This is a genomic window from Salipiger sp. ABN3_019 (genome assembly GCF_056158605.1).
In genome coordinates, this window is sequence record NZ_JBSWTP010000004.1 from 291,231 (window position 1) to 314,366 (window position 23,136).

The 23,136-nt window shown below is 66.4% G+C and carries 21 protein-coding genes and 1 pseudogene; 6 read left to right on the forward strand and 16 right to left on the reverse strand.

All coding sequences use genetic code 11. The features are described from left to right. Positions 1 to 39: 39 nt before the first annotated feature. The 5 genes from ACXAD2_RS05225 to ACXAD2_RS05245 form a co-directional block, all read right to left on the reverse strand. A complete protein-coding gene (locus tag ACXAD2_RS05225) occupies positions 40 to 1,008 on the reverse strand; it encodes an ABC transporter substrate-binding protein (protein WP_475167806.1) in 969 nt (322 codons plus the stop codon). Between the two features lie 25 nt (positions 1,009 to 1,033). After that, complete coding sequence (locus ACXAD2_RS05230) at positions 1,034 to 2,122, reverse strand: ABC transporter ATP-binding protein (protein WP_475167807.1); 1,089 nt, start codon at positions 2,120 to 2,122, stop codon at positions 1,034 to 1,036. A gap of 168 nt (positions 2,123 to 2,290) precedes the next feature. Next, positions 2,291 to 2,644, reverse strand: coding sequence for a hydroxyisourate hydrolase (gene uraH / locus ACXAD2_RS05235; RefSeq protein ID WP_475167810.1), 354 nt, complete (start codon positions 2,642 to 2,644; stop codon positions 2,291 to 2,293). 97 nt (positions 2,645 to 2,741) lie between these two features. Beyond that, entirely contained in the window at positions 2,742 to 3,728 is a 987-nt protein-coding gene (locus tag ACXAD2_RS05240; RefSeq protein WP_475167812.1) for a type I glyceraldehyde-3-phosphate dehydrogenase, read from the reverse strand. A gap of 292 nt (positions 3,729 to 4,020) precedes the next feature. Beyond that, positions 4,021 to 4,866 (reverse strand): helix-turn-helix domain-containing protein, encoded by an 846-nt coding sequence (locus ACXAD2_RS05245; protein WP_475167814.1) that lies wholly within the window; start codon positions 4,864 to 4,866, stop codon positions 4,021 to 4,023. Between the two features lie 90 nt (positions 4,867 to 4,956). On the opposite strand from ACXAD2_RS05245, the gene pobA reads away from it, so the two are divergent. The 5 genes from pobA to ACXAD2_RS05270 all read left to right on the forward strand — a co-directional run bounded on the left by pobA (position 4,957) and on the right by ACXAD2_RS05270 (position 9,582). Beyond that, positions 4,957 to 6,126 carry a 4-hydroxybenzoate 3-monooxygenase gene (gene pobA / locus ACXAD2_RS05250; RefSeq protein ID WP_475167816.1) on the forward strand — a complete coding sequence of 390 codons (1,170 nt, stop codon included), beginning with the start codon at positions 4,957 to 4,959 and terminating at the stop codon, positions 6,124 to 6,126. 161 nt (positions 6,127 to 6,287) lie between these two features. After that, entirely contained in the window at positions 6,288 to 6,995 is a 708-nt protein-coding gene (locus tag ACXAD2_RS05255) for an ABC transporter permease (RefSeq protein ID WP_475167820.1), read from the forward strand. An 8-nt stretch (positions 6,996 to 7,003) separates the two neighbouring features. Next, positions 7,004 to 7,771: an ATP-binding cassette domain-containing protein gene (locus tag ACXAD2_RS05260; protein WP_475167822.1), complete on the forward strand. Its 768-nt coding sequence runs from the start codon at positions 7,004 to 7,006 to the stop codon at positions 7,769 to 7,771. Between the two features lie 54 nt (positions 7,772 to 7,825). Next, on the forward strand, positions 7,826 to 8,647 hold the full coding sequence (locus tag ACXAD2_RS05265) for an ABC transporter substrate-binding protein (protein ID WP_475167825.1): 822 nt from the start codon (positions 7,826 to 7,828) through the stop codon (positions 8,645 to 8,647). A 47-nt stretch (positions 8,648 to 8,694) separates the two neighbouring features. After that, positions 8,695 to 9,582: a substrate-binding domain-containing protein gene (locus ACXAD2_RS05270; protein WP_475167827.1), complete on the forward strand. Its 888-nt coding sequence runs from the start codon at positions 8,695 to 8,697 to the stop codon at positions 9,580 to 9,582. Here ACXAD2_RS05270 and ACXAD2_RS05275 read toward each other — a convergent pair. From ACXAD2_RS05275 to ACXAD2_RS05325, 11 genes and pseudogenes are all read right to left on the reverse strand, one after another. Next, positions 9,579 to 10,844, reverse strand: a complete 1,266-nt coding sequence (locus tag ACXAD2_RS05275) for a lytic murein transglycosylase (RefSeq protein WP_475167828.1) — start codon at positions 10,842 to 10,844, stop codon at positions 9,579 to 9,581. The genes ACXAD2_RS05270 and ACXAD2_RS05275 overlap by 4 nt on opposite strands. Positions 10,845 to 10,873: 29 nt before the next feature. Next, positions 10,874 to 12,250, reverse strand: a complete 1,377-nt coding sequence (locus ACXAD2_RS05280) for a sigma-54-dependent transcriptional regulator (protein ID WP_066111388.1) — start codon at positions 12,248 to 12,250, stop codon at positions 10,874 to 10,876. Between the two features lie 7 nt (positions 12,251 to 12,257). Next, positions 12,258 to 12,389, reverse strand: coding sequence for a hypothetical protein (locus tag ACXAD2_RS05285; protein ID WP_257784706.1), 132 nt, complete (start codon positions 12,387 to 12,389; stop codon positions 12,258 to 12,260). Positions 12,390 to 12,395: 6 nt separating this feature from the next. Then, positions 12,396 to 13,697 (reverse strand): c-type cytochrome, encoded by a 1,302-nt coding sequence (locus ACXAD2_RS05290; protein WP_475167831.1) that lies wholly within the window; start codon positions 13,695 to 13,697, stop codon positions 12,396 to 12,398. A 4-nt stretch (positions 13,698 to 13,701) separates the two neighbouring features. After that, positions 13,702 to 14,924 (reverse strand): annotated as a pseudogene (locus ACXAD2_RS05295) (formate dehydrogenase subunit gamma). 108 nt (positions 14,925 to 15,032) lie between these two features. After that, positions 15,033 to 15,626 carry a formate dehydrogenase FDH3 subunit beta gene (fdh3B, locus tag ACXAD2_RS05300; protein WP_066111394.1) on the reverse strand — a complete coding sequence of 198 codons (594 nt, stop codon included), beginning with the start codon at positions 15,624 to 15,626 and terminating at the stop codon, positions 15,033 to 15,035. A gap of 24 nt (positions 15,627 to 15,650) precedes the next feature. Continuing rightward, positions 15,651 to 18,629, reverse strand: coding sequence for a formate dehydrogenase subunit alpha (locus ACXAD2_RS05305; protein WP_475167834.1), 2,979 nt, complete (start codon positions 18,627 to 18,629; stop codon positions 15,651 to 15,653). Positions 18,630 to 18,751: 122 nt separating this feature from the next. After that, positions 18,752 to 18,946: a twin-arginine translocation signal domain-containing protein gene (locus ACXAD2_RS05310; protein ID WP_066111398.1), complete on the reverse strand. Its 195-nt coding sequence runs from the start codon at positions 18,944 to 18,946 to the stop codon at positions 18,752 to 18,754. Positions 18,947 to 18,996: 50 nt separating this feature from the next. After that, the gene (locus ACXAD2_RS05315; RefSeq protein WP_475168198.1) at positions 18,997 to 19,602 is read right to left on the reverse strand and encodes a TorD/DmsD family molecular chaperone; all 606 of its coding nucleotides are present in this window, start codon (positions 19,600 to 19,602) and stop codon (positions 18,997 to 18,999) included. 20 nt (positions 19,603 to 19,622) lie between these two features. Next, complete coding sequence (locus tag ACXAD2_RS05320) at positions 19,623 to 20,282, reverse strand: DUF3306 domain-containing protein (protein WP_475167837.1); 660 nt, start codon at positions 20,280 to 20,282, stop codon at positions 19,623 to 19,625. Next, positions 20,279 to 20,812: a DUF3305 domain-containing protein gene (locus tag ACXAD2_RS05325; RefSeq protein ID WP_475168200.1), complete on the reverse strand. Its 534-nt coding sequence runs from the start codon at positions 20,810 to 20,812 to the stop codon at positions 20,279 to 20,281. Before ACXAD2_RS05325 ends, ACXAD2_RS05320 begins: the two co-directional genes overlap by 4 nt. 372 nt (positions 20,813 to 21,184) lie before the next feature. Here ACXAD2_RS05325 and ACXAD2_RS05330 point away from each other — a divergent pair, with 372 nt between their 5' ends. Beyond that, the gene (locus ACXAD2_RS05330) at positions 21,185 to 23,128 is read left to right on the forward strand and encodes a 4Fe-4S binding protein (protein WP_475167839.1); all 1,944 of its coding nucleotides are present in this window, start codon (positions 21,185 to 21,187) and stop codon (positions 23,126 to 23,128) included. Positions 23,129 to 23,136 lie beyond the last annotated feature (8 nt).

Below are 23,136 nucleotides of genomic sequence, written 5' to 3' on the forward strand. Positions count from 1 at the left end.
GGGGGGCGCGCCGGTTGGTCTTGGAGGAGCGTCACGCGATCAGAGCCCGAAGATCTCGGCAAAGCGCGCGCGCACGGCCTCGTTGGTCTCGAGCGCGGCGTCGACGTTGTAGCCCAGAAGCGTCATGTCCTCGAGCTTGGGGAAGCCCTCGGGGCCTTCGACGCCCGGCAGGATCGGCAGCGAGCCCTGCTCGGCCACCAGCTTCTGGCCCTCTTCGCTGAGCAGGAAGTCGATGAATAGCTTTGCTTCTTCCGGGTGCTCGGTGCCTGCCATGATGGCGGCGGGCTCGGTGATGAAGCTCACGCCGTCTTCGGGGACGATGTAATCCACCGGCGAGCCGCTCGCCTTGGCGCGCAGCGCGTTGGCATCGACGATGATCGCGTATTTGGCCATGCCCGAGGCGACGGCCTTGGTGGCCGGGCCATTGCCGCCCTCGGGGACGATATCCAGCTCGTTGAGGCCCTCGTAGAACTCCCAGCCGACGCCTTCGACGTTCAGCAGCGCGTGCAGGTGGTTCAGCGCAGCGCCGGAATAGAGCGGCGAGGGCACGCCGATCATGCCGCGGTTTTCCTCGGTGATCAGGTCCATCCAGTGGCTGACCGGCTCGGCGATCTCGGTGTTGTAGGCGATGCCGGTGGTCATCGCCTTGGTGCCGAAATAGGTCATGTCGGCGTCATAGGTGGCGGGATCGTATTCGGCCACGGGGGCGTCCTCATAGGCCAGGAGGTGACCACCGGCCTTCAGCTCGCCAAGGTTGATCACATCGGCCACAAGCAGAATGTCGGGCTGCACATTGTCCGCCTCGATCTCGGCGCGGACGACGTTCATCAGCGCCGAGGTGCCGTTGCGGGTCCATTCGATCTTGATGTCGGGGTGGGCGGCCTCGAAGGCGTCCACGGTCTGCTGCGCCTGTTCCGGCGGCTGGCTGGTGTAGAGCGTCAGCGTGGTTTCTGCATAGGCGGCGCTGGTGAGCAGCGATGCGGCGAGGGAGAGGCTGAGAAGACGCATGTTCGGTGTCCCTGTGGTTGCGTGTTCAGACGTGGTGAGAAGAGGCGGCGGGATCGGGAATGACCCAGCCGTCGCGAAGGGCGAGAGAGATCCGCTGGCCGCGGGTCAGCGCGGCAGGAGCGGCGATGTTCACGGAAAGCGGAATGTCCCCGGCGGGACCCGCCATGACCTCGGCGCGCAGATAGGCACCGCGGTAGGTGGCGCGGGTGACATTGCCGGCGATCGCGTCGCGGCTGTCGCTCAGCTGCAGATCGCCGGGGTGGAACGAGATCTTGGCCCGGCGGCGGGCGGTCTCGCCGGGGGCGCAGCGCAGCGTGACCGGCAGCCCAAGCAGCGAGGCGGCGGCGCGGCCCGCCCCGAGCGGGCGGATGTCTTCGGCTTCGAGCACGCGGCCCTCTCCGATGAACCCCGCCACGGTTTCCGAGACCGGTTGGCTGAACAGCGCCTGTGGCCGGTCGAACTGCAGGATCCGGCCCTTGTCCATCACCGCCACGCGGTCGGCGAGGGCCAGAGCCTCGGCCTGATCGTGGGTGATGTAGAACATCGTAGCCCCGGAACGGGCATGGAAGGCGGCGAATTCCTCTTCCAGCGCGCCGCGCAGGTGCACGTCGAGGTTGGCCAGCGGCTCGTCGAGCAGCACCACCCGGCTCTCCATGGCGAGGCAGCGGGCAAGGGCGACGCGCTGGCGCTGGCCGCCGGAGAGGTCGGCGGGGCGGCGGTGCGCGAGCGGCCCCAATTCGACCAGATCGAGCACTTTGGCGACGCGGGAATTCCTCTCGGGTTTGGGAATGCCCGCGATCTTCAGCCCGTAGGCGACGTTCTGCGCCACGCTCATATGCGGCCAGAGCGCGTAGTTCTGGAACACCACGCCGATGCCGCGATGCTCTGGCGCGAGGTGATGGCCGGGAGCAGAGACGGTCTCGCCTCCGACCGCGATGCGGCCACCATTCAGCCGCTCGAACCCCGCAAGGCAGCGCAGCAGCGTGGTCTTGCCGCAGCCAGAGGGGCCAAGGACGGCCACGAACTCCCCGGCGTCGATGCTCAGCGAGACCTGCCGCAGCACCTGTGTCGCGCCGTAGCTTTTGTCTATCCCTGAGATCTGGATGTCGCTCATGGTCTGCCCCGTGGTGCCGGGCTGCACAGCTGTGCAGCGTCGGGGCGATCTCTGGCGTCGGGCTGCGACAGCGGGGCGACAGGTACATGACAGAACGGTGAAATCTGTCGCGCAAACAAAAACGGCGCCCGCGAGGGGCGCCGTTCGGGTCAGATCAAATGTAGGTGCTCAGCTGCCGCGGTAGGTGGAATAGCCGAAGGGTGAGAGCAGCAGCGGTACATGGTAATGCGCTGCCTCGGACATGCCAAAGCGCAGCGGCACCACATCCAGAAACCGCGGCTCTTCGGGCGGCGTGCCGCAGGCGTCGAGATAGGCGCCCGCGTGGAACACCAGCTCATAGGTGCCGGTGGCAAACTCGGCGGCGGGCAGGATCTGCTCGTCGGTGCGCCCGTCGTCATTGGTGACCAGCGTCTTGAGATGGCTGCGGGTCTCGCCCTCGATCCGGTAAAGCTCGATCTTCAGCCCCTGCGCGGGGCAACCGCGCGCGGTGTCGAGGACATGGGTGGTCAGGTATCCGGTCATCAGGGCTCTCCGTCAGGTGATCGCGGGCCATAGTGGCACAAGCGGGCGGGGGGTAAAGTCCCGCGCCGCCAAGAGTGTTTCAAACCGGATTTGAAGATCAGGCACGCGGCGCAAGGCGACGGGTCATGTCGAGCATCCGCGCCGAGAAGCCCCATTCGTTGTCGTACCAGCCGAAGAGCCGCAGCTGGCCGCCGTCGACCACACGGGTCTCGCGCGTCGACAGCACAAGCAATTCCGGGCGCGCCCGCAGGTCGGTCGACACGCAGGGATCGGCGGTCAGCCCGACGAGGGGCGAGCCGGTGAAAAGCTGCGACAGCGCGGCATTGGCGTCTGCGGGCATCTCGCGCAATTGCAGCACCGCGTCCACCGCCGAGACCGAGATGCAGGGCACCCGCACCGCCGTCACGCTCAGCCGCCCGTCGAGGCCGGGCAGCACTTTGATCACCTGTTTTGCGGCGCTCGTGCTGGTGGGCACCATGGACACGGCGGCGGCGCGGCTACGCTCAAAGCTGGCGCCGGGCGCGTCCACCGTCGGCTGGCTGCCGGTGTAGCAATGGATAGTGGTGACATGCGCGCGGGCGATGCCGAAGCTCGCGTCGAGCGCCTTCAGCATCGGCGCGATGGCATTGGTGGTGCACGACGCGTTGGAGACGATCCTCGCGTCGCCGATCTCATCCTCGTTCGCCCCGAGCACACAGGTGACATCCGCGGCCTCCGAAGGGCCCGACAGCAGCACCTTGCGCGCGCCCGCCATCAGCCCGGCCTCGGCATGGGGGCGGTTCGAGGCGGCGCCGGTGCATTCCAGCACCACATCCACATGGCTCAGGTCGAGCTCGCGCAGATCGCGGGTGGTGTGAAAGGGGATGCGCCTGCCGTCGATGACCAGCGCGCCGGGCTCTTCGGTGACGGTGCCGGGGTAGGGGCCGAAGACGCTGTCGTAGCGGAAGAGATAGGCGCACATCTCGGGGGCGGCGATGTCGTTGATCGCCACGAGGTCGAGGTCGGCATGAGCCGGATCGGTGAGCAACTGGCGCAGCAGGGTGCGGCCAATGCGGCCAAAGCCGTTGATCATGATGCGGGTCATCGGGTGCCTCCAGGGAACTTGAACGGCGCAAGCGATACGCCTTTGCGCCCCGGGGTCAAGCGGGGGAGGTATGGCGGGAGCCGGGCGAGCGCCTGCCCGTGGGATGGCGCCGCAAGGTTGGAGGTGGGCGCTTTATGCCCGCCGCGTCCGAATGAGTTACGAGCGCCGTACTGCGATGAAAAGCGCCAGCCCGCCGGGACGGCGTCGCCCATCGGGCTCGAACCGATGGCGCCACAATGGACGACCGCTGGCCCGGCGGCTTCGCCTTGATTCCGGGCGGGCAGGGTCCACGCTACCCCACAAAGCGCGCGCGGTAGTCGCTGGGGCTTTGGCCGCGCAGTGCGCGGAAGCGGCGCGAGAAATAGGCCGGATCGGAAAATCCCAGACGGTAACCGATCTCGGCCACGGGAATCTGGGTGAAGGCGAGCATCCGGCTCGCTTCGGTCATCACCTTACCCTCGATGTAGCGCGAAGCGCTGAGGCCGGTGGCGGCGTGGCACAGGCGGGTCAGGTGGCCGGGCGTGATCGACAGCGCAGAGGCATAGTCGCCGGCGCGCCAGCCCGTCGCCATGTGCTGCGCGATCAACCGGTCGAGCGCCTGTATTCTTGCGCTGCCGGTCGCGCTTTCCTCCTCAGGCGGGGCGAGCGTGCTGATCTCGGCAAGGATCGCATGGGCCAGCGCCACCAAAAGGTTGGCGCGGAACGGGCCGGGCTCGGAGAAGGCTGCGAGCAGGTCGCCCGCCAGACGTTCGAACCGCGCCGAGGCATCGCCGATCACCGGCCGCGACAGCTGTGCTGAAAGCGCGGGCGAGGTCGGGCGCATCGCCGCCAGCACCGGCGCCGGGAAGGACAAAACCAGCCCTTCGCTCAGGCGGGTAAACTCGAAACCATGCACGATCCGTACCGGGATAAGCAGAAACTGCCCGTCATCGAGACGCCGCCTCTGCCCGTCGATCTGCACCTCGGCGTGGCCCTTGCGCATAAAGAAAACCTGCGTGATCTCCGCATGCCTATGCGGTGAAATCACCCAGTCGTGCAGCCGCGCCCGGTCCCATATCCGCTCGCAATGCACGGTGTCGGGGAAACTGCCGGTCTCTCCGAAAAGGTCGAACTGAGGGATTTGCGCACGCAGGGTCATGCACGAATAGTACCAGCCTTTGCGCGGCCCGTCTATTCGCGCGAGCCGCCTCCGGGCCTAGGGTGGCGGCGAAAGATGGGAGGAATATGCATGAAAACCGACGTCGTGATCATCGGCGGCGGGCCGTCGGGCCTGCTGCTGTCGCAGCTTCTGAACCGCGCCGGAGTCGCGACCGTGGTGCTGGAACGTTCGAGCCGCGAGCATGTGCTGTCGCGCATCCGGGCGGGCATTCTTGAATGGGGCACGGTGGAACTGCTGCGCGAGGCGGGCGTGGGCGCGCGCATGGATGCCGAGGGTATCCCGCACGACGGCACCTATCTCACCGACGCCGAGCTGATGGTGCACATCGACTTCAAGGCGCTCACCGGCAAGCAGGTCATGGTCTACGGCCAGACCGAAGTGACCCATGATCTTTACGATGCGCAGGATGCTATGGGCACGCAGGTGATCCATGGGGTCGAGGATGTCACGATCCACGACCTCGAGGCCTCCGAAGCGGCGGTCGAATACACGCTGGACGGTCAGCGCCACCGTGTCGCCTGCGCCTATGTGGCGGGCTGCGACGGATTCCACGGCGTCAGCCGCAAGACCATCCCCGAGGAAAAGCGCCGCGAGTTCGAGCGGGTCTATCCCTTTGGCTGGCTGGGGATCCTCTCACGCACGCCGCCGGTGCATGACGAGCTGATCTACGCCAACTCGCCGCATGGCTTTGCGCTGGCCTCGATGCGCAACGAGAACCTTGTGCGCTACTACGTGCAGGTGCCGCTGTCGGACAAGGTCGAGGACTGGTCGGACGAGCGTTTCTGGACCGAGTTCAAGCGCCGCATCCCGTCCGAGGCGGCGGCCAAGCTGATTACCGGCCCGTCGATCGAGAAATCCATCGCACCGCTGCGCAGCTTTGTCTCGGAGCCGCTGCGCTGGGGCCGGCTGTTCCTTGTCGGCGATGCCGCCCATATCGTGCCGCCGACCGGGGCGAAGGGGCTGAACCTTGCGGTGTCCGACGTCTATTACCTGCACGAAGCGCTGATCGAGGCGGTGAAGCACGGCAAGGAGAGCGGCATCGACGGCTATTCGGAGCGCGCGCTGACACGTATCTGGAAGGCGATGCGCTTCAGCTGGCAGATGACCACCATGCTGCACCGCTTCGAGGGCGAGGACAGCTTTGCCGAAGAGATGCGCCGGGCCACACTGCTGCACCTGTCGGACTCGGAGACCGCCCGCAAGGACCTTGCGGAGAACTACGTGGGGCTGCCGTTCTAGGGCAGCGTTTCGGGCTTTCGGGAAATTTTGCAGTCGCTCCGCGATCAAGGCCCGCTCTTCGGAGCGGGCCTTATTTCGTTCAAACTATTGACTGAGCTTGCGTCCTGCGCGAGAGGGTGCATAGTCACTATGACGCAAAATTTCCGCAGGGAGGGTAAATTTTGCAAGATATCGGGGAGGCCTTCCGTCTGGCGCTCTCGCTGGTGCTGTCCGGCGAGGCCGATCTCTATGAGATCGTCGGTCTGTCGCTGCAGGTCAGTCTCAGCGCGACGCTGCTGGCCTGCGCCATCGGGCTGCCCATCGGGGCGCTGGTGGCGGTGAGCCGGTTCCGTGGGCGCGGCGCCGTGCTGGTGGTGATGAATGCGCTGATGGGGCTGCCGCCGGTGGTCGTTGGCCTGCTGGTGTATCTCTACCTCTCCCGCTCCGGCCCGCTGGGGTTTCTGGGGCTGCTCTACACTCCCGGCGCGATGATCGCGGCGCAGACCATTCTCATCGTGCCCATCGTCGCCGCCCTCTCGCGGCAGCAACTGGAGGATCTGCACAGCGAATACGCCGAGCAGTTCCGCTCGCTCTGCCTCAGCCGCTGGCAGAGCATCATTACGCTGCTCTGGGATGGGCGCTACGCATTGCTGACCGTTGGGCTCGCGGGCTTTGGTCGCGCCGTCGCCGAGGTGGGGGCGGTGATCATCGTCGGCGGCAATATCGACCATCTGACCCGGGTGATGACCACTGCCATCGCGCTGGAGACCTCGAAGGGCGACCTGCCGCTCGCGCTGGCGCTGGGGATCATCCTGCTGGTGCTGGCGCTGGGGGTGAACGCCGGGGTGCAGACGCTGCGGATGACCGCCGCGCGGCAGGCCTATGCGTGAGGGGATCCATGTCTGACCTGCAGATCACCGCCGTGCCACCCTTGTCCCGCGCCAGAGGCAGCGTTGGCCATCCCGCGCCGCTTTTGCCGCTGCAGGTGCACGGGCTGCGGCTTGAGGTGGACGGGGCGCCGCTTCTGGACGGCGTCGAGCTGTCGCTCGCGCCGGGGGGCTGCACGGTGATCATGGGGCCGAATGGGGCGGGCAAAAGCCTGATGCTCAAGGCGCTGCATGGTCTTCTGGCCCCCAGCACCGGCGAGATCAGCTGGAACGGAACGCCCGCGGCCGAGGCCACGGGGCGGCAGGCGCTGGTGTTCCAAAAGCCGGTTCTGCTGCGCCGCTCGGTTGCCGCCAATATGGATTTCGTCCTCAAGGCGCGGGGCGGCGACCGCCGCCGCCGGGACCGGCTGCTTGAGGGCGTGGGGCTGCTGCACAAGGCGCGGCAGCCCGCACGGCTGCTCTCGGGCGGCGAGGCGCAGCGGCTGGCTCTGGCGCGCGCGCTGGCCACCGATCCCGAGGTGCTGTTCCTCGATGAGCCCACCGCCAGCCTCGATCCCGCCTCGGTGCTGGTGATCGAGCGCATCGTGTCCGAGGCGCGTGCCCGCGGCACCCGCGTCATCTTTGTCACCCATGACATCGGGCAGGCGCGGCGCATGGCCGACGAGGTTGTTTTCCTGCACCGCGGGCGCGTTGCCGAGCACAGCCGCGCCGCCGAGTTCTTTCCCGAGCCGCAAAGCCAAGTGGCGCGGGATTATCTGGCCGGGCGGATCGTTCTCTGACCGCCGCCGGACCTTCACCAGTTTTTTGATGACCAAGGCAAAAGGAAGCCACAGATGAAATTTGCCAAACTGATCGCCTCCACTGCGCTCACCCTCGGCCTTGCTGGCGGCGCGCTTGCGCAGGAGCAGTCGATCATCGTGCAGTCCACCACCTCGACCGCCAACTCGGGGCTCTATGACTACCTGCTGCCGATCTACACCGGCGAGAGTGGCATCACCGTCAATGTCGTGGCCGTGGGCACCGGGCAGGCGATCAAGAACGCCGAGAATTGCGATGGCGACCTGCTGCTGGTGCACGCCAAACCGTCGGAAGAGAAATTCGTCGCGGCAGGCTTTGGCACCGAGCGCACGGATCTCATGTACAACGACTTTGTCATCGTCGGCCCCGAGAGCGACCCGGCAGGCGTGAACGGCATGGACGATGTCGAGGCGGCGCTGACCAAGATCTCCGAGGCGGGCGCGCTATTTGCCTCGCGCGGCGATGACAGCGGCACCCATAAGAAAGAGGTCGCGCTGTGGAAGGCCGCGGGCATCGACCCCACCGCAGCCTCGGGCGAGTGGTATCGCGAGACCGGCTCCGGCATGGGCGCGACGCTCAACGCGGGCATCGGCATGGGCGCCTATGTGATGACCGACCGCGCCACTTGGATCAGCTTCAAGAACAAGCAGGATTACGCGGTTGAGGTCGAAGGCGACGAAGATCTCTTCAACCAGTACGGCGTGATCCCGGTGAACCCCGAAAAATGCCCCTCGGTGAAAATCGACGCGGCGCAGGACTTCGCCGACTGGCTGCTCTCGGACGAAGGTCAGAAGGTGATCGCCGACTATAAGGTCGACGGTCAGCAGCTGTTCTTCCCCAACGCGCCGAAGAACTGATAGGGTCCGGGGGCGGCACGTTGCCGCCCCCACCAAGACAGACCCAGATGACCGACCTGCAGATCCCGCCTCACGAATATCTCACCGTCCGCGAACTGGCCGATCTGCTGCGCCTGAAAGAGCGCAAGGTCTACGATCTTGCCGCCTCGGGCGAGGTGCCCTGTTCGCGCGCCACCGGAAAGTTGCTGTTCCCGGCCGCCGAGATCCGTGCCTGGATCGAAGGTGCGCAGAGCGGCGGGTTCATGACGCCGCAGGCGGCGCGGCCCGGGGTCTTTCTGGGCAGCCACGATCCCTTGCTTGATTGGGCGATCCGCCAGTCCCGCTGCGGGCTTGCGACGTTTTTTGACGGCTCGCAGGACGGGCTGACCCGCTTTGCCGCGCGCGAGGGTGTGGCCAGCGGGCTGCATGTGCGTGCACCCGACGGCAGTTGGAACCTCGCCGTCGCGCGCGCCGCCGCAGAGGGGCAAGACGTGGTGCTGATCGGTTTTGCCGCGCGCCGCCGCGGGCTGGTGCTGCGCGAGGACGGCCCGGCACCGCAAGGGCTGCCTGATCTGCCCGGCCTGCGCGTCGCGCCCCGGCAGGAGGGCTCGGGCACCGCGGTGCTGCTGCGCGAACTGGCGCAGGAAGCGGGGATCGATCTGGGCAGCCTCACCTTCACCCCGACCGAGCGCACCGAGGATGAGGCGGTGCAGAGCGTGCGGCGCGGCGAGGCGGATGTGACCTTCGGTCTCGAGTCGGTGGCGCGCAGCTACGGGCTGCGCTTCGTGCCGCTCATCGAAGAGCGGTTCGATCTGCTGATCGACCGCCGCGCCTATTTCGAGCCGGCGCTGCAGAGCCTGCTGGATTTCTGCCGCTCGGGGCCCTTCCGCAGCCGGGCCGAAAGCCTTGGCGGCTACGATCTGTCGCGCTTCGGCGAGGTGGTCTGGAACGGCTAGCGCAGCGCCGATTTCATCGCGGCCTCGGGGAAGCAGGTGGCGGGGCGGCCCTGCGCCTCTTGCCAGCGCCCGATCGAGCGCCGCGTCTTGAACCCCGGAAGCCCGTCGGCGCCGCCCACGTCATGGCCCATCCGCTCCAGCGCGCGCTGCATGGTCGCCACGTCCGAGCGGTAGAGCCCGCCGACCGAGCCCCATGGCGCGCTGAAATCGCCGACGCCGTATTGAATGCGGTCCCCCACATGGCCGACGAAGAGCGCGTAAAGATCGCTCATATTGTAGTCCTTCAGCACGTAGAAATTGGGCGTGACGATGAAGGCGGGGCCATGCCGTCCGGCGGGCATCAGCAAAAATCCCTCGCCGCGCCGTTCATGCTCGGGGAAGGGGCGGCCCGAGACGCGGGCGATGCCCAGCTTTTCCCAGTCCGAGATGCGCTTGCCCTGATCCGGGCCTTCGAGCGCGCAGGACACCGAGGCAGGCACACGCACCTCAAACCCCCAATCCCGCCCGCTCTGCCAGCCGTGTTTGGCAAGATAGGTGCCGATCGAGGCGATGGTGTCCGCCTCCGAACGCCAGATGTCGGCGTGGCCGTCGCCATTGCCGTCGGCGGCATATTTCAGGAAATTCGACGGCATGAACTGCGGCTGCCCCAGAGCGCCGGCCCAAGAGCTTTTCATCACCCCGGCAGGCGCGTGCCCGGCCTCGGCGATCTGCAGCGCGGCGATCAGCTCATCGGTGAAATAGGCGGCGCGGGTCGACATGAAGCCCTTGGTGCCCAGCACTTCAAAGGCGCTGTGCGGGATCGACACGCGGCCATAGCCGCTTTCGCGCCCCCAGATGCCGAGGATGATGCGCCCGGGCACGCCGGTCGCCCTCTCGGTCGCGGCAAGGGCCGAAGAGTGGCGCTTTGCCATCTGCCGCCCGACGCTAGTGGCACCGTCGATAGAGCCACGGCTGAAGTATTTCGCAGGCTGGCCGAACTCGGCCTGCCGCTGCTGTTTGGGGGTCTGCGGCTGGGTTCCGGGGGGCACCAGATCGGGCAGATCCCAGTTGAGCGCAACCCCCGCAAAGGCCGCCTCGAAGGTGCCGCGCGACACGCCATTGCGCGACGCCTGCGGCCAGACCGTCTGTTCCAGCCAGCCGCGGAACTGCCGTTCCACCGCCGCCCGGTCGAGCGCTGCGGCGGGGGAGGTCGCCAGCAAAAGACAGCACAGGGCGCCCGCCCAGAGGGGCCCGAAGCTTCGGGATTTGACTGTTCTGCGCATGGGTCTGCTCCGCCGGGTTTTGCCCGAGCCTAGCGCAGGGGCGGCGGCGGTGAAACGCTCTCTTCGCCCCATTGCGCCATCTTGCGGTCGATGGTCTTGCGCGACACGCCCAAGCGGCGCGCCGCCTCGGCCCGGTTGCCGTCGCAGAGGTCGAGCATATGCAGGATGTGGCGCTGCACCACGAGGTCGAGGTCCTCGATCGCCTGCGCGCCGGTTACGCTGCCCGCGCCCGCGAATTCCTCGGGAAAGCCGCCGAGGATCACCGAGCGTTCCACGAGGTTGCGCAGTTCGCGCACGTTGCCCGGCCAGTCGTAGCGCCGCAGCTTGAGCAGCGTCTGCTCGTCGAGGGTGAGGCCGGGCATCCCCAGCGCCTGACTGAACTGCTTGGTGAAGAGCGCCGCCAGTTCGAGGATGTCATCCGACCGATCAGACAGCGGCGGCATCTCCACCGTCAGCACGTTGATCCGGTGATAGAGGTCGGCGCGGAATTTGCCCTGCGCCACCATCTGCGGCAGATCGGCATTGGTGGCGAAGAGAAAGCGCAGGTTCAGCGGCAGTTCCCGCTCGGCTCCGGCGGGGCGGATGCGCTGATCCTCGAGCACCCGCAAAAGCGCCGCCTGCAGCGGCTCGGGCATCTGCGCCACCTCATCAAGGAAGAGCGTGCCGCCATCCGCCAGCAGCAGTAGCCCCGGCTTCAGCCGCTCGCCGCCTTCGAGGCTGCCAAAGAGCTCTTGCACCATGCGGTCGGGCGCGATGGCGGCGCAGTTGACCGGCACAAAGGGTTTCTCGGCACGGTCTGAAAGCTGGTGCAAATGCCGCGCGGCCAGTTCCTTGCCGGTGCCACTTGCGCCGGTGAAGAGCACCGGGGTGGGCAGCGGTGCCAGCTTGGCGAGCAGCGCCCGCACCGCGACCATCACCTCGGATTTGCCGATCAGCTTGCCTTGGAAATGGCCGGTGCGCAGTTCTCGCCGCAGCAGCGTGTTGTCGCGGCGCAGGTACTTGCGGTCGAGCGTGCGCGCCACGGCGCCAAGGATCTGATTGGCGCGAAAGGGTTTCAGGACAAAATCGCTGACCCCGGCGCGCAGCGCGGTGATCGCCGTATCAAGGTCGGCATAGGCGGTGATCAGGATGGTGTCGCCGAAAAAGCCCTTGCGCTGTTGCTCGGCCAGCCAGTCGAGCCCGGTCGTCTTGGGCATGACGTTGTCGAGGATCACCAGATCGAAATGCGCCGCGTCGAGCTTTTGCGTCGCCTCCTGCGCCGAGGCCGCCTCTTCCACCCGCTGCACGCGCGGCCCCAGCATCTTGACCAGAAAATTGCGCATGCCCGGCTCGTCATCGACCACGAGGATCGAAGCACCGGCCAGCGTCGGGCCGTAGTCGTCGGCGGAGGCGTCCTTCGGCGTCATGCGCGGCTCAGTGGTCGTCGAGCCGGGCGTTGGAGGTGGAATAGACCTCAGCCGAAGAGAAGCCGATCTCGTGCAGGCCGAAATAGGCCACGATGCCGATAACAATGATGGCGGCAAAGCCGGTGAACATGGCTTTCATAAGTGGTCACTTTCCTTTGGTGGGCTGCTCTGTGGTGGCCCGTTTGAGATAGTCTATCAGGTCGGCGCGGTCATCGCTGCCCGCGATCACCTGCATGGGCATTTTGGAGCCGGGAATGTAGTGATCCGGCCCCTCATCGAACAGCGCGTCGATCGTGGTCTCGTCCCAGATGATGCCCGCGCCGTTCAGCGTATCGGAGTAGATGTAGCCCGGCACCGTGCCCGCGGGTCGGCCAAAGACGCCGTGCAGCGTCGGCCCGGCCTTGCGCGAGGGGCCGGGGGTCGTGGCGTGGCAGATCGAACATTTGCGCATGAACTGCCGCTCGCCATTGGGCATGGTCTCGGCATCGCGCAGGAAGCTGCGCGCGCCGGAGATGCCGGGCTCGAACGCGTCGAGCATCTCGACCGGCCACGCATAGGCGACATCGTCGAGCCCTCCGGCGTGGATCACCGTGCCATCGGTCGAGAAGGCCAGCGCCCAGACCGGCCCCTGACGGGTGGCGCGGAAGTCGCGGGTGATCTGCCATGTCTGCGTGTCGACGATCATGATGAAACCTTCGCCGTCGCCCACTGCCAACTGATGGCTGGCGGGGTGGTGGGCCATCGACAAGATGGGCCGCCGCTCGAGCGTGAGATCGGCGATCTGCGCGCCGGTCTCGAGGTCCAGCACACGCGTGCCGCCATCCACCGCGCCATAGGCGATCCAGTCGGGGCCGAGGGTGATGCGGTTGATGCCAAAGCCGTGCTGCACCATCGGCACAGGGGTGCTGCCCTCCGGGGCGTAGCGCAGCAGCGCGCCGCTCATGGTTCCGGCGTAAAGCGCTCCGTCCGGGCCAAAGGCAAGCGCGTTGACCCCGGCGCCGGGCGCGGGCAGGGCGGTGCCCTCGCCGCCGGTCAGGGGCCAGAGACGGATTGTGCCGTCCCAACTGCCGCTGGCGAGCGTTTGCCCATCGGGCGAGACCGCAAGCGCCGCGACCTTGCCCTGATGGTGGCCCAGAACGCGCGGCGTCTCGCCCCAGACCCGCACGGCGAAATCATCGCCGCCCGAGACCAGCGTGCCATCCGGGCCATAGATCAGCGCTGTCACCGCCGCCTCATGGCCTTCGAGCCAGCGCGGCGTGCCCGTCTCCCAGAGCCCGACGGAATTGTCGAAACTGCCGGTCGCCAATTGCCCCTCGGGCGAGACGGCAATCGCCATGATCGGCCCGCCGTGACCCTTCAAAGTGCTGAACTCGGGCACGCTTTCGCCCTGCGCCGCCAGCGGGGCGGCACAGAGCGTCAGCACAAAGGCGAAGGCCAGCCGGCCCATGGGCTCACTCCGCCGGAGTGGCCGAATTGCCGGCGGCTTTGCGGGCCTCGGCGGCTTCGCGTTCCTTCACCTTGTCGTACCAGATCGAGTGGTGCTGATGCGCCCAGTTCTCATCGACCTGACCGGAGCCCATGGCGTCATAAGCGCCTTCCATGCCGATCGTGCCGATATAGATGTGGCCAATGATGACCGCCATCAGCAGGAAGGCGACGATGGCGTGCCAAAGCTGCGCGAACTGCATCTCTTCCTGCGGGGCGAGGGCCACCGGGAAGCTTTCCATGCCGACCCATCCCGGCACGCCCCAATCGTTGAGGATCGCAAAGGTCTTGGCAAAGAGCGGCAGATCGAAGGGGAAGAGCAGCGACAGGCCCGAGACCGACACCGAGGCACCCAGCAGGATGACGCTCCAGAAGATGATCTTCTGACCGGCGTTGAACTTCTTGGCGGGCGGGTGCTTGTTGCCGATGATACCACCGGCCTGCGCGAACCAGGTGATGTCGGTGCGGTCGGGCAGGTTGTGCCAAATCCACATGACGAAAACCATGATCAGCGCCAGCATGAAGGCCCAGCTGACGTTGTTGTGGATCAGCTTGGAGTAATGCAGCAGCACCGAGTTGAAGTCATGCCCCATGAGCGGGATCAGATACTTGCGCCCGAAAAGCGTGAACAGCCCGGTGAACCCCAGCAGCAGGAACGAGCCCGCCAGCGTCCAATGCGCAAAGCGTTCGATCCACTTGAAGCGCTGCACGGTTGCGCCGGTCTTGCCGCCGTCGATCTTCACCCGGCCACGCAGCAGGAAGAACACGGCGAGAATGGCGATGGTGCCAAGCAGCAGCCAGCCGCCGTACGTGGCCAGCGGACCTTCGCGGAACTCCAGCCACCACATGCCGCCGTCTTGGATCAGCACCTTGCCGTTGGGGTTGAGGGTCGAGGCGCGCACGTCGGCCTCGTTGTAGCGCAGGGCGCGCCACAGGTCGGGGTCCGAGGCACCGCCGAGCGTGCCCAGTTCGGGCGCCGGGGGGACTCGCCACCGATGTTGTCGCGGCGGAAGCTGTCATCGATCTCGATGCCCGCTTGCCGGCGCATGATGTCCTCGAGCGTCTGCGCCCCGCCTGTGGCGGAGCGGTCAGGCTCGGGTGGCAGCAAAACAGCGTCCTGAGCCGCGGCGCCCAACGGGGCGGCGACCATCAGGACCAGTGCGAAAAGGGCCAGCAATTGGCGCAGCATGGTCATCTCCCGGATGTAGGTTCACGCCAGAACCGCGCGGAACGGCGGCCATCGCCGCCCCGCGCGGGACTTGAAGTGGCGGCAGGCCCGCAGGCCTGCCGGGATGGCTCAGTTGGCCTTTTCGTCGTAGGCGGTGCCCCAGCCCCAGGCGCCCGAGCCGAAGCCACGGGCCACCACGCGCTCGCGGTAGATCGACGACACTTCGTCGCCGTCACCGGCCAGCAGGGCCTTGGTCGAGCACATCTCGGCGCAGATCGGCAGTTTGCCCTCGGCGATCCGGTTGCGCCCGTACTTCTGGAACTCGGCTGCGGAATTGTTCTCTTCCGGGCCACCGTTGCAGAAGGTGCACTTGTCCATCTTGCCGCGCGACCCGAAGTTGCCGGCCTGCGGGTACTGCGGCGCGCCGAAGGGGCACGCGTAGAAGCAGTAGCCGCAGCCGATGCACAGGTCCTTGGAGTGCAGCACCACACCTTCTTCGGTCTGGTAGAAGCAATCCACCGGGCAGACGGCCATACAGGGCGCGTCCGAGCAGTGCATACAGGCGACCGAGATCGAGCGTTCGCCCGGCTGGCCGTCCTGAATGGTCACCACCCGTCGGCGGTTGATGCCCCACGGCACCTCGTGCTCGTTCTTGCAGGCAGTCACGCAGGCGTTGCACTCGATGCAGCGTTCGGCGTCACAGAGAAATTTTGCTCTTGCCATTTTCCTTGTGTCCTTTCGCTGGCGTTACGCTGGCATGATCTTGCAGAGAGTGGCTTTGGTCTCCTGCATCTGCGTGACGGAGTCATAGCCATAGGTCTGCGCGGTGTTGGTCGACTCGCCCAGCACGATCGGGTCCGCTCCGTCGGGATATTTCGAGCGCAGGTCTTCACCCTCGAAATAGCCGCCGAAGTGGAAGGGCATGAAGGCAACACCTTCGCCCACCCGCGGGGTGACCATGGCCATCACTTTGACCTTGCCGCCCTCCGGGCCTTCGACCCAGACGTCCGCCCCGTCACGCACACCAAGGTTGTTGGCGTCGCGCGGGTTGATCTCGACGAACATGTTCTGCTGAAGCTCGGCGAGCCACGGGTTGGACCGGGTCTCGTCGCCGCCACCCTCGTATTCGACCAGACGGCCGGAGGTGAGGATGATCGGATAGTCCTTCGAGAAGTCGTTCTTCTGGATCGAAGCGTACATGGTCGGTACGCGCCAGAAGGTTTTGTCGTCGTAGGTCGGGTAGTCTTCCACCAGATCGCGCCGGTTGGTGTAGAGCGGCTCGCGGTGCACCGGGACCGGATCCGGGAAGGTCCAGACCACGCAGCGTGCCTTGGCGTTGCCGTAGGGGGCGCAGCCATGTTTGATCGCCACGCGCTGGATGCCGCCCGAAAGGTCGGTTTTCCAGTTCACGCCGCCGATCTTCTCGGCTGCGTCCGACGGGTAGGGCCCGGTCTGCGATTGCTCGCCAAGGTCCGTGTCCGTCTCGGGGCGCTCGTCGATGTAGCCTGCGACGAATTCGATCATCTTCCGCTCGTAGGGCGTCAGATCGCTGTCCCAGCCGAGATCGATCAGCATCTGCATGGTGAACTCTGGATAGCCATCCTCGATCTCGGAACCGACGGTGTAAGAGCCCTCGGCAAGAAGGTTCTCGCCGTTACGCTCCACGCCGTAGCGGGCCCGGAAGGGCAGACCGCCCTCGGCCACCGGCATCGAGATGTCGTAGAGGTTGGCAGAGCCCGGGTGGTTCATCTCGGGCGTGCCCCAGCACGGCCACGGCATGCCGTAATAGTCGCCGTCAGCCGGACCACCCAGCGCCCGCAGCGTGGTGCGGTCGAAGGTGTGCTGGTTGGCCATGTGCATCTTGAGACGTTCCGGCGACTGGCCGGTATAGCCCACGGTCCACATACCCTTGTTGAACTCGCGCGTCAGATCCTCGATCAGCGGCTCTTCACCGTTCACCTGGATGTTGCGGAACATGCGATCCGCAAAGCCGAACTTGCTGGCGAATTTGTGCAGGATGATGTGATCCGGAAGGCTCTCGAAGAGCGGATCCACAACCTTGTCACGCCACTGGATCGAGCGGTTCGACGCGGTGACCGAGCCATAGGTCTCGAACTGCGTCGCGGCCGGCAGCAGATAGGTGTTGTCGGTCCGGTCGTGCAGGATCGCCGAGACGGTGGGATAGGGGTCCACCACGACCAGCAGGTCGAGCTTCTCCATCGCCGTCTTCATTTCCTTGAGGCGGGTCTGCGAGTTCGGAGCGTGGCCCCAGAACACCATGGCGCGGGTGTTGTCGGGCTGTTCGAGGTTGTCCTTCGCCTCGAGCACACCGTCGATCCAGCGCGAGACCGGGATCCCGGTCAGACCCATCATCTCTTTGTCCTTGCCATCCTTGCCTTTCAGCATGGCAAAGCGGCCCTTGAGCCAGTCCAGATCCTCTTCCCAGACGCGCGCCCAGTGGGCCCAAGCGCCCGCGGTCAGGCCATAGTAGCCCGGCAGCGTGTCGGCCAGAACGCCAAGGTCGGTTGCCCCCTGCACGTTGTCGTGGCCGCGGAAGATGTTGGTGCCGCCGCCGGCGGTGCCCATGTTCCCGAGCGCCAGCTGCAGGATGCAGTAGGCACGGGTGTTGTTGTTGCCGTTGGTGTGCTGCGTGCCGCCCATGCACCAGATCACGGTGCCCGGACGGTTGTTGGCCAGCGTCCGCGCCACGCGCTCGAGCTGGCTGCCCGGCACGCCGGTCACACGCTCGACCTCGTCGGGCGTCCAGTTGGCGACCTCGGTGCGGATCTCATCCATGCCCCAGACGCGGCTGCGGATGAAGTCGCGGTCTTCCCAGCCGTTCTCGAAGATGTGCCACAGCAGACCCCAGACCAGCGCCACGTCCGACCCCGGACGGAAGCGGACGTATTCGTCCGCATGGGCGGCGGTGCGGGTGAAGCGCGGGTCGCAGACGATCAGCGGCGCGTTGTTCTGCTCTTTCGCCTTCAGCACGTGCTGCAGCGAAACCGGGTGCGCCTCGGCGGGGTTGCCGCCGATGATGAAGATCGCACGCGACTTGTGGATGTCGTTGTACGAGTTGGTCATGGCGCCGTAGCCCCATGTGTTCGCAACGCCGGCAACCGTCGTCGAGTGGCAGATACGTGCTTGGTGATCGACGTTGTTGGTGCCCCAATAGGCGGCGAACTTGCGGAACAGATAGGCCTGTTCGTTGCTGTGCTTGGCCGAGCCGAGCCAGTAGACCGAGTCAGGACCCGAGCTGTCGCGGATGTCCATCATCTGGTCGCCGATCTCGTTGATCGCCTGCTCCCACGAGATGCGCTGCCATTCGCCGCCCACCTTCTTCATCGGGTACTTCAGGCGCCGCTCGCCGTGCGCGTGCTCGCGCACCGAGGCGCCCTTGGCGCAATGCGAGCCGAGGTTGAAGGGGCTGTCCCAGCCGGGCTCTTGCCCGATCCAGACGCCGCCCTGCACCTCTGCCATCACCGTACAGCCGACCGAGCAGTGGGTGCAGACCGATTTGACGGTCTTCACGTCGCCCGCGGCCGCGGTGGCGGCGGTGGCTTGGGTCACGGTGCCGCCGGTCGCGGCAACCGCCGCCAGACCGCCGATGGCCAGACCCGAGCCGCGCAGGAAGGCGCGGCGATCAACCGAGGCATTGGCCGCCTCGGAAAGGATACTTGTCCGCTGGGGGCGTCGCGCAACCCCGTTGGTCTTTTTCCTCAACATGTTTCTCTCTCCCCTTGCGTGCTCGGCCCCCCATGGTGCCTCGCTTGCTTGGTTATGCTCAGAGCCTTGGACAGTCGGGCGTCACGCAACCAGTCGTCCTTGGCGGGGAAAGCCTCGTCCGGTCAGAACCGGGCGGCGGCGTAATAGGCGCGGGTGTGCGCGGTATCCTGCAGCTTGTTCGACTGCAGATCGGGCTCGGCGGCCTCGGCCTCGGTCCCGTTGGTGGTGGCCACGGCGACGGCCGCAAGCGGCGCGGCGGTCGAAGCCAGCTTCAGGAAATCGCGGCGGCTGCTCGCCTGCTCGTCTTTCCTCTTCATTGAGAGACCTCCTCTCTCTGGGTTGCGGCGGTTGCCCGCCCCTATGCGGATCACTCCGCGCTCATCCGGAAGGCTTCTGCCTCAAGCTCCATGAACGCCCGGCCAAGACGGCCAACAGGGGCGTAGAAAACGGAGTTCTTGGCACCTTCGAGATCCGAAAAGAAATGCCCGGCCCAAGGGCCGATGTGCTTGTTGAAAAAGCTCTTCTGCTGGCCCAGCGTCGCCGGCGTGCCGAAGCGACCGACGATCATCGCGCCCATCATTTCCATGAGGCTGGCGATATTGTCCTCAGGCTCAAAGACATTCTCGGCGCGGGCGAGGCCGCGCGCGGTCATGTCCTGCCGCAGCAGTGCCAGCGGCTTCTCGTTCAGAAAGCCCGTCAGGTAGTAGGACGCATAGGGCAGCAACTCGCCGCGCCCGAGCCCGATGAAGAGGCGGTTGTACTCGCTCTCCACCGCTTTCGGTTTCGACAGGCGCGCGACCTTGGCCAGCGTGGTCACCGCCTCGCCGATCGGGCTTTCGTCTCCGGACAGCCCGGCGGTCTGGTCGATCAGCCCCTGATCGGCTGGCCGCGCAAGGATCAGGCCAAGGAAGTTATAAAGATCGGCACGAAGACGGTCTTCTTCGGCGATGCGGGTATCGGGGGCAGCGGTCATATTGGGCGTGTCCGTCATCATCAGGCCTCGAAGGAAAAGCGCATGCGCCGCGCGCTGGCGGGCAGGGGGCTTTCCTCGGGCTCGGGGTCAATCTGGGCGGTCTGCACCGCCTGCGGCTCGGCGGGCTGCAGCGGCGGGATCACCGGCTGCGCCTCTACCGTCGGTCCGAGCGTTTCGGGCGCGCGGATCGAGGCGGTTCCGGCATCGGTGGGGACCTCATCAGGCAAACCTGTGTCGGCAAGAGCCTGCGGGTCTTCCGCAGCCTCGGCAGGCGCGGCCTCTTCGTCGTCCTTCTGGCCAACGTATTCGAGATGCGCCAGCAGCCCCTTGCCCACCTGATAGGTGGTCTTGAAGTCGGCGGCGGGCGTCACGGCGGTGAAGTCGCCATCGTAGTCGTTCAACCCGTCGAGGCAGGCCAGCACCGGGTTCGAGCGCCACAGCGTGCGCAGCGCGCGGTTCTTCAGGCGCTTGGGCAGCTGCGATTGCAGGAACTTGCGCACCATCTCGCCATCGGTGATCTCTTCGGGCAGCGGCAGACCGGCCTCGGCCAAAAGCTCCTCGTCGCTGCGCTCGGCAAGCTGCGCCTCGGTTTCCGCGCGGCGGGCATCATCCTGCGCCTTCTCCTCGGCGCGGGTCTCGGCCTCGACGGCGGCCTTGCGGCGGGACCAGAAATCTCTCACTGCAGCCTCCCTCGCTTCAGGGCGGGCGAGGCGTAGACATCCGCGCTGGTCGAGATGCGCGGATCGCCGATGCCGTCCTGTTTGCCGTCCACCTTTGCACGATCCCTGCGACGTTTCACGAACTCTTCTTCTTCATGATAACGCTCGACGAAATCGCCGACCCAAGCGAGCAGCCCGGCGGGCATGGGCACCTTTTCAACGATGTCCTCGCCGCTGTCGGAATAGTCCTGCGCCTCGTAGGGCGAGGCGGTGACCAGCACGATTTCGAACGGGTGCTCGCCCAGCGTGGGGCGCATGATCACATAGACGCTCGGCTCGCGGGCGGTGATGCCGTGCAGATAGGCTTCGGTCTCGGCGCGGTAGAGTTCCAGCGTCAGAGTTCCGGCGTGATATTCGACCACATCCCCCTCACGGCGCAGCTCTCGCCAGTCCGCCGGGCCCGCGCCCGGCAGCACCGCGACGGCGCGCCACGCCCATTTCGCCCAGCGGGTGACGCCGGGGGTGCGGCGCAGAACCACGCCAATGGACATGAATTGATCGTTGCTCGGATGACCGGTCACAGTGATATCCTTCCTCCCGCGCTCATTGAAACATGTAGACCTCATGGTGAAAGAGCCAATCGGTGCACCGCGGTATTCTGCGGCCTCGACTGGACATTTTGGGTAGTCGGGGAATGGGCAAAAATGAGGCAGGGACGAAATGTCCATCCCGAGTTTTTTGCTCTGGAAAAGTGCCGCGGCGCAGCATGCGAATCACCCTGCGCTGACACGCGGCTTACGCCGCCCGATCGGCGGCATTCCGCCCGAGGAATTGAGTTGTGGGGACAGGCGAATCGGGTCTAGCTAACGGTCTCACCGAGCGACGAAAGCCCTCGAGATGCGCCGTCTGCCAGGAAGGAAGTCATGACCAAGACCTTGATAACATGTGATTGTATGGGCAGTCAGCCCATCGATGCCGAGGCCATCTCCAAGGCGACGGGATTCGAGGTCACCGCGCCCTGCAAAGCGCTCTGCACCACCCAGGCGGACCGCGCCGCAAAGGGATTGACGCAGGGGAATGTTGTCCTGTGTTGCACGCAGGAGAGCCGCACCTTCGAGGCACTGGCCGAGGAACTGGGGGTCGAGCCTGCGCCGCTTCTGGACCTGCGCGACCGCGCCGGGTGGAGCGCAGACCAAGGCTCCAAAGTGGCCAAAATGTCCGCCCTCTCCGCCGAGGCCATGCTGCCCGCCGCCCCCGAGAAGACCCTTGATGTGATCTCTGAGGGATTGTGCCTCATCTTGGGGTCTTTTGACGTGGCGATTGAGGCCGCCGAACAACTGGCACCGCACCTTGGGGTGACCGTGCTGCTGGACGAGGCCGACGAGCTTCCCGACACCCGCGCCTACGATGTGGTCACCGGCAAGCTGCGCAAGGCGCAGGGCGCGCTGGGGCAGTTCCGCGTGACCATCGACGCGCTGCGCCAGATCGAGCCCGAGGGCCGGGCCTTCACGCTGACCGAGCCGCGCGACGGTGGCATCTCGGAATGCGACGTGATCCTCGACCTGCGCCGCGAGCCGCCGCTGTTCCCGGCGCATGAAAAGCGCGAGGGCTACCTGCGCGCCGATCCGGGCCGCCCGCAGGCGGTGGCGGCGGCGGTCATGGCCGCCTCGCATCTGGTCGGCACCTTCGAAAAGCCGCTCTACGTGCGCACCGAGCCGCTGCTCTGCGCCCATTCGCGCGCGGGTCAGACCGGCTGCACCAACTGCCTCGACCTCTGCCCCACCGGCGCGATCTCGCCCGATGGCGAGCATGTGACGATCGACCCGATGATCTGCGCCGGCTGCGGTGCCTGTTCCTCGGCCTGTCCGTCGGGTGCGATCAGCTACGACGCACCGCCAGTGGACCTCACGTTCCGCAGGGTGCAGACGCTGGCGAAGACCTATCTCGAGGCGGGCGGCCAGGCGCCGCGCCTGCTGGTGCATGATGCGCATGGCGCCGAGATGATCCGCCTGTCGGCGCGCCACGGCGATGGGCTCCCCGCCGACGTGATCCCGATGGAAATTCGCGCCATCGGCGCCTTCGGCCATGCCGAGACGGTGGCTGCGTTGGCCGCCGGTTTCGCCTCGGTGACCGTGCTGCCGGGGCCGGGCGCCGATATTCCCGCGCTGTCGGCGCAGGTGGCGCTTTCCGATGCGATCAGCGGTGGCGGCAAGGTCACGCTGCTGCAAACGCCCGACCCCGACGCCATGTCCGAAGCGCTCTATGCCGAGCAGGCGCCCGCGCCCGTCGCCACGCCGGTGCGCCCCATGGGCACCCGCCGCCAGATCACCCGGCAGGCCGCTCGCGCCCTGCATCCCGGTGCCGAGACCCTGCCGCTGCCCGAAGGCGCGCCCTATGGCGCGGTGCTGGTCGATCAGGACGCCTGCACGCTGTGCCTGTCCTGCGTCTCGCTCTGCCCCTCGGGTGCGCTTGGCGACAATCCCGACCTGCCGCAGCTGCGCTTTCAGGAAGACGCCTGTCTGCAGTGCGGCCTCTGCGCCAACATCTGCCCCGAGGATGCGATCACCCTCGAGCCGCGCCTGCAATTGGGCGACGAGGCGCTGGAGCAGCGGGTGATCAACGAGGAAGAGCCTTTTGCCTGCATCGAGTGCGGTTCGCTCTTCGGCGTGAAGTCGACCATTGACCGGATCACCGAAAAGCTTCAGTCCCATGCCATGTTCAGCGGGGACAAGCTGCGGATGATCCAGATGTGTGACGACTGCCGGGTGAATGCGCAGTATCATGCGCAGGACAACCCTTTCGCCGCCGGGGAACGCCCGCGGCCCCGGACGACCGACGATTATCTCAGCAAGCGGCGCGACCACTGAGCCGCGAC

Bases quoted from the DNA above. Each gene is read 5' to 3' on its own strand.
- ACXAD2_RS05225 (WP_475167806.1), bottom strand. From the start codon at position 1,008: ATGCGTCTTCTCAGCCTCTCCCTCGCCGCATCGCTGCTCACCAGCGCC.
- ACXAD2_RS05230 (WP_475167807.1), bottom strand. From the start codon at position 2,122: ATGAGCGACATCCAGATCTCAGGGATAGACAAAAGCTACGGCGCGACA.
- uraH (WP_475167810.1), bottom strand. From the start codon at position 2,644: ATGACCGGATACCTGACCACCCATGTCCTCGACACCGCGCGCGGTTGC.
- ACXAD2_RS05240 (WP_475167812.1), bottom strand. From the start codon at position 3,728: ATGACCCGCATCATGATCAACGGCTTTGGCCGCATTGGCCGCACCCTG.
- ACXAD2_RS05245 (WP_475167814.1), bottom strand. From the start codon at position 4,866: ATGACCCTGCGTGCGCAAATCCCTCAGTTCGACCTTTTCGGAGAGACC.
- pobA (WP_475167816.1), top strand. From the start codon at position 4,957: ATGAAAACCGACGTCGTGATCATCGGCGGCGGGCCGTCGGGCCTGCTG.
- ACXAD2_RS05260 (WP_475167822.1), top strand. From the start codon at position 7,004: ATGTCTGACCTGCAGATCACCGCCGTGCCACCCTTGTCCCGCGCCAGA.
- ACXAD2_RS05265 (WP_475167825.1), top strand. From the start codon at position 7,826: ATGAAATTTGCCAAACTGATCGCCTCCACTGCGCTCACCCTCGGCCTT.
- ACXAD2_RS05270 (WP_475167827.1), top strand. From the start codon at position 8,695: ATGACCGACCTGCAGATCCCGCCTCACGAATATCTCACCGTCCGCGAA.
- ACXAD2_RS05275 (WP_475167828.1), bottom strand. From the start codon at position 10,844: ATGCGCAGAACAGTCAAATCCCGAAGCTTCGGGCCCCTCTGGGCGGGC.
- ACXAD2_RS05280 (WP_066111388.1), bottom strand. From the start codon at position 12,250: ATGACGCCGAAGGACGCCTCCGCCGACGACTACGGCCCGACGCTGGCC.
- ACXAD2_RS05285 (WP_257784706.1), bottom strand. From the start codon at position 12,389: ATGAAAGCCATGTTCACCGGCTTTGCCGCCATCATTGTTATCGGCATC.
- ACXAD2_RS05290 (WP_475167831.1), bottom strand. From the start codon at position 13,697: ATGGGCCGGCTGGCCTTCGCCTTTGTGCTGACGCTCTGTGCCGCCCCG.
- fdh3B (WP_066111394.1), bottom strand. From the start codon at position 15,626: ATGGCAAGAGCAAAATTTCTCTGTGACGCCGAACGCTGCATCGAGTGC.
- ACXAD2_RS05305 (WP_475167834.1), bottom strand. From the start codon at position 18,629: ATGTTGAGGAAAAAGACCAACGGGGTTGCGCGACGCCCCCAGCGGACA.
- ACXAD2_RS05310 (WP_066111398.1), bottom strand. From the start codon at position 18,946: ATGAAGAGGAAAGACGAGCAGGCGAGCAGCCGCCGCGATTTCCTGAAG.
- ACXAD2_RS05315 (WP_475168198.1), bottom strand. From the start codon at position 19,602: ATGACCGCTGCCCCCGATACCCGCATCGCCGAAGAAGACCGTCTTCGT.
- ACXAD2_RS05325 (WP_475168200.1), bottom strand. From the start codon at position 20,812: ATGTCCATTGGCGTGGTTCTGCGCCGCACCCCCGGCGTCACCCGCTGG.
- ACXAD2_RS05330 (WP_475167839.1), top strand. From the start codon at position 21,185: ATGACCAAGACCTTGATAACATGTGATTGTATGGGCAGTCAGCCCATC.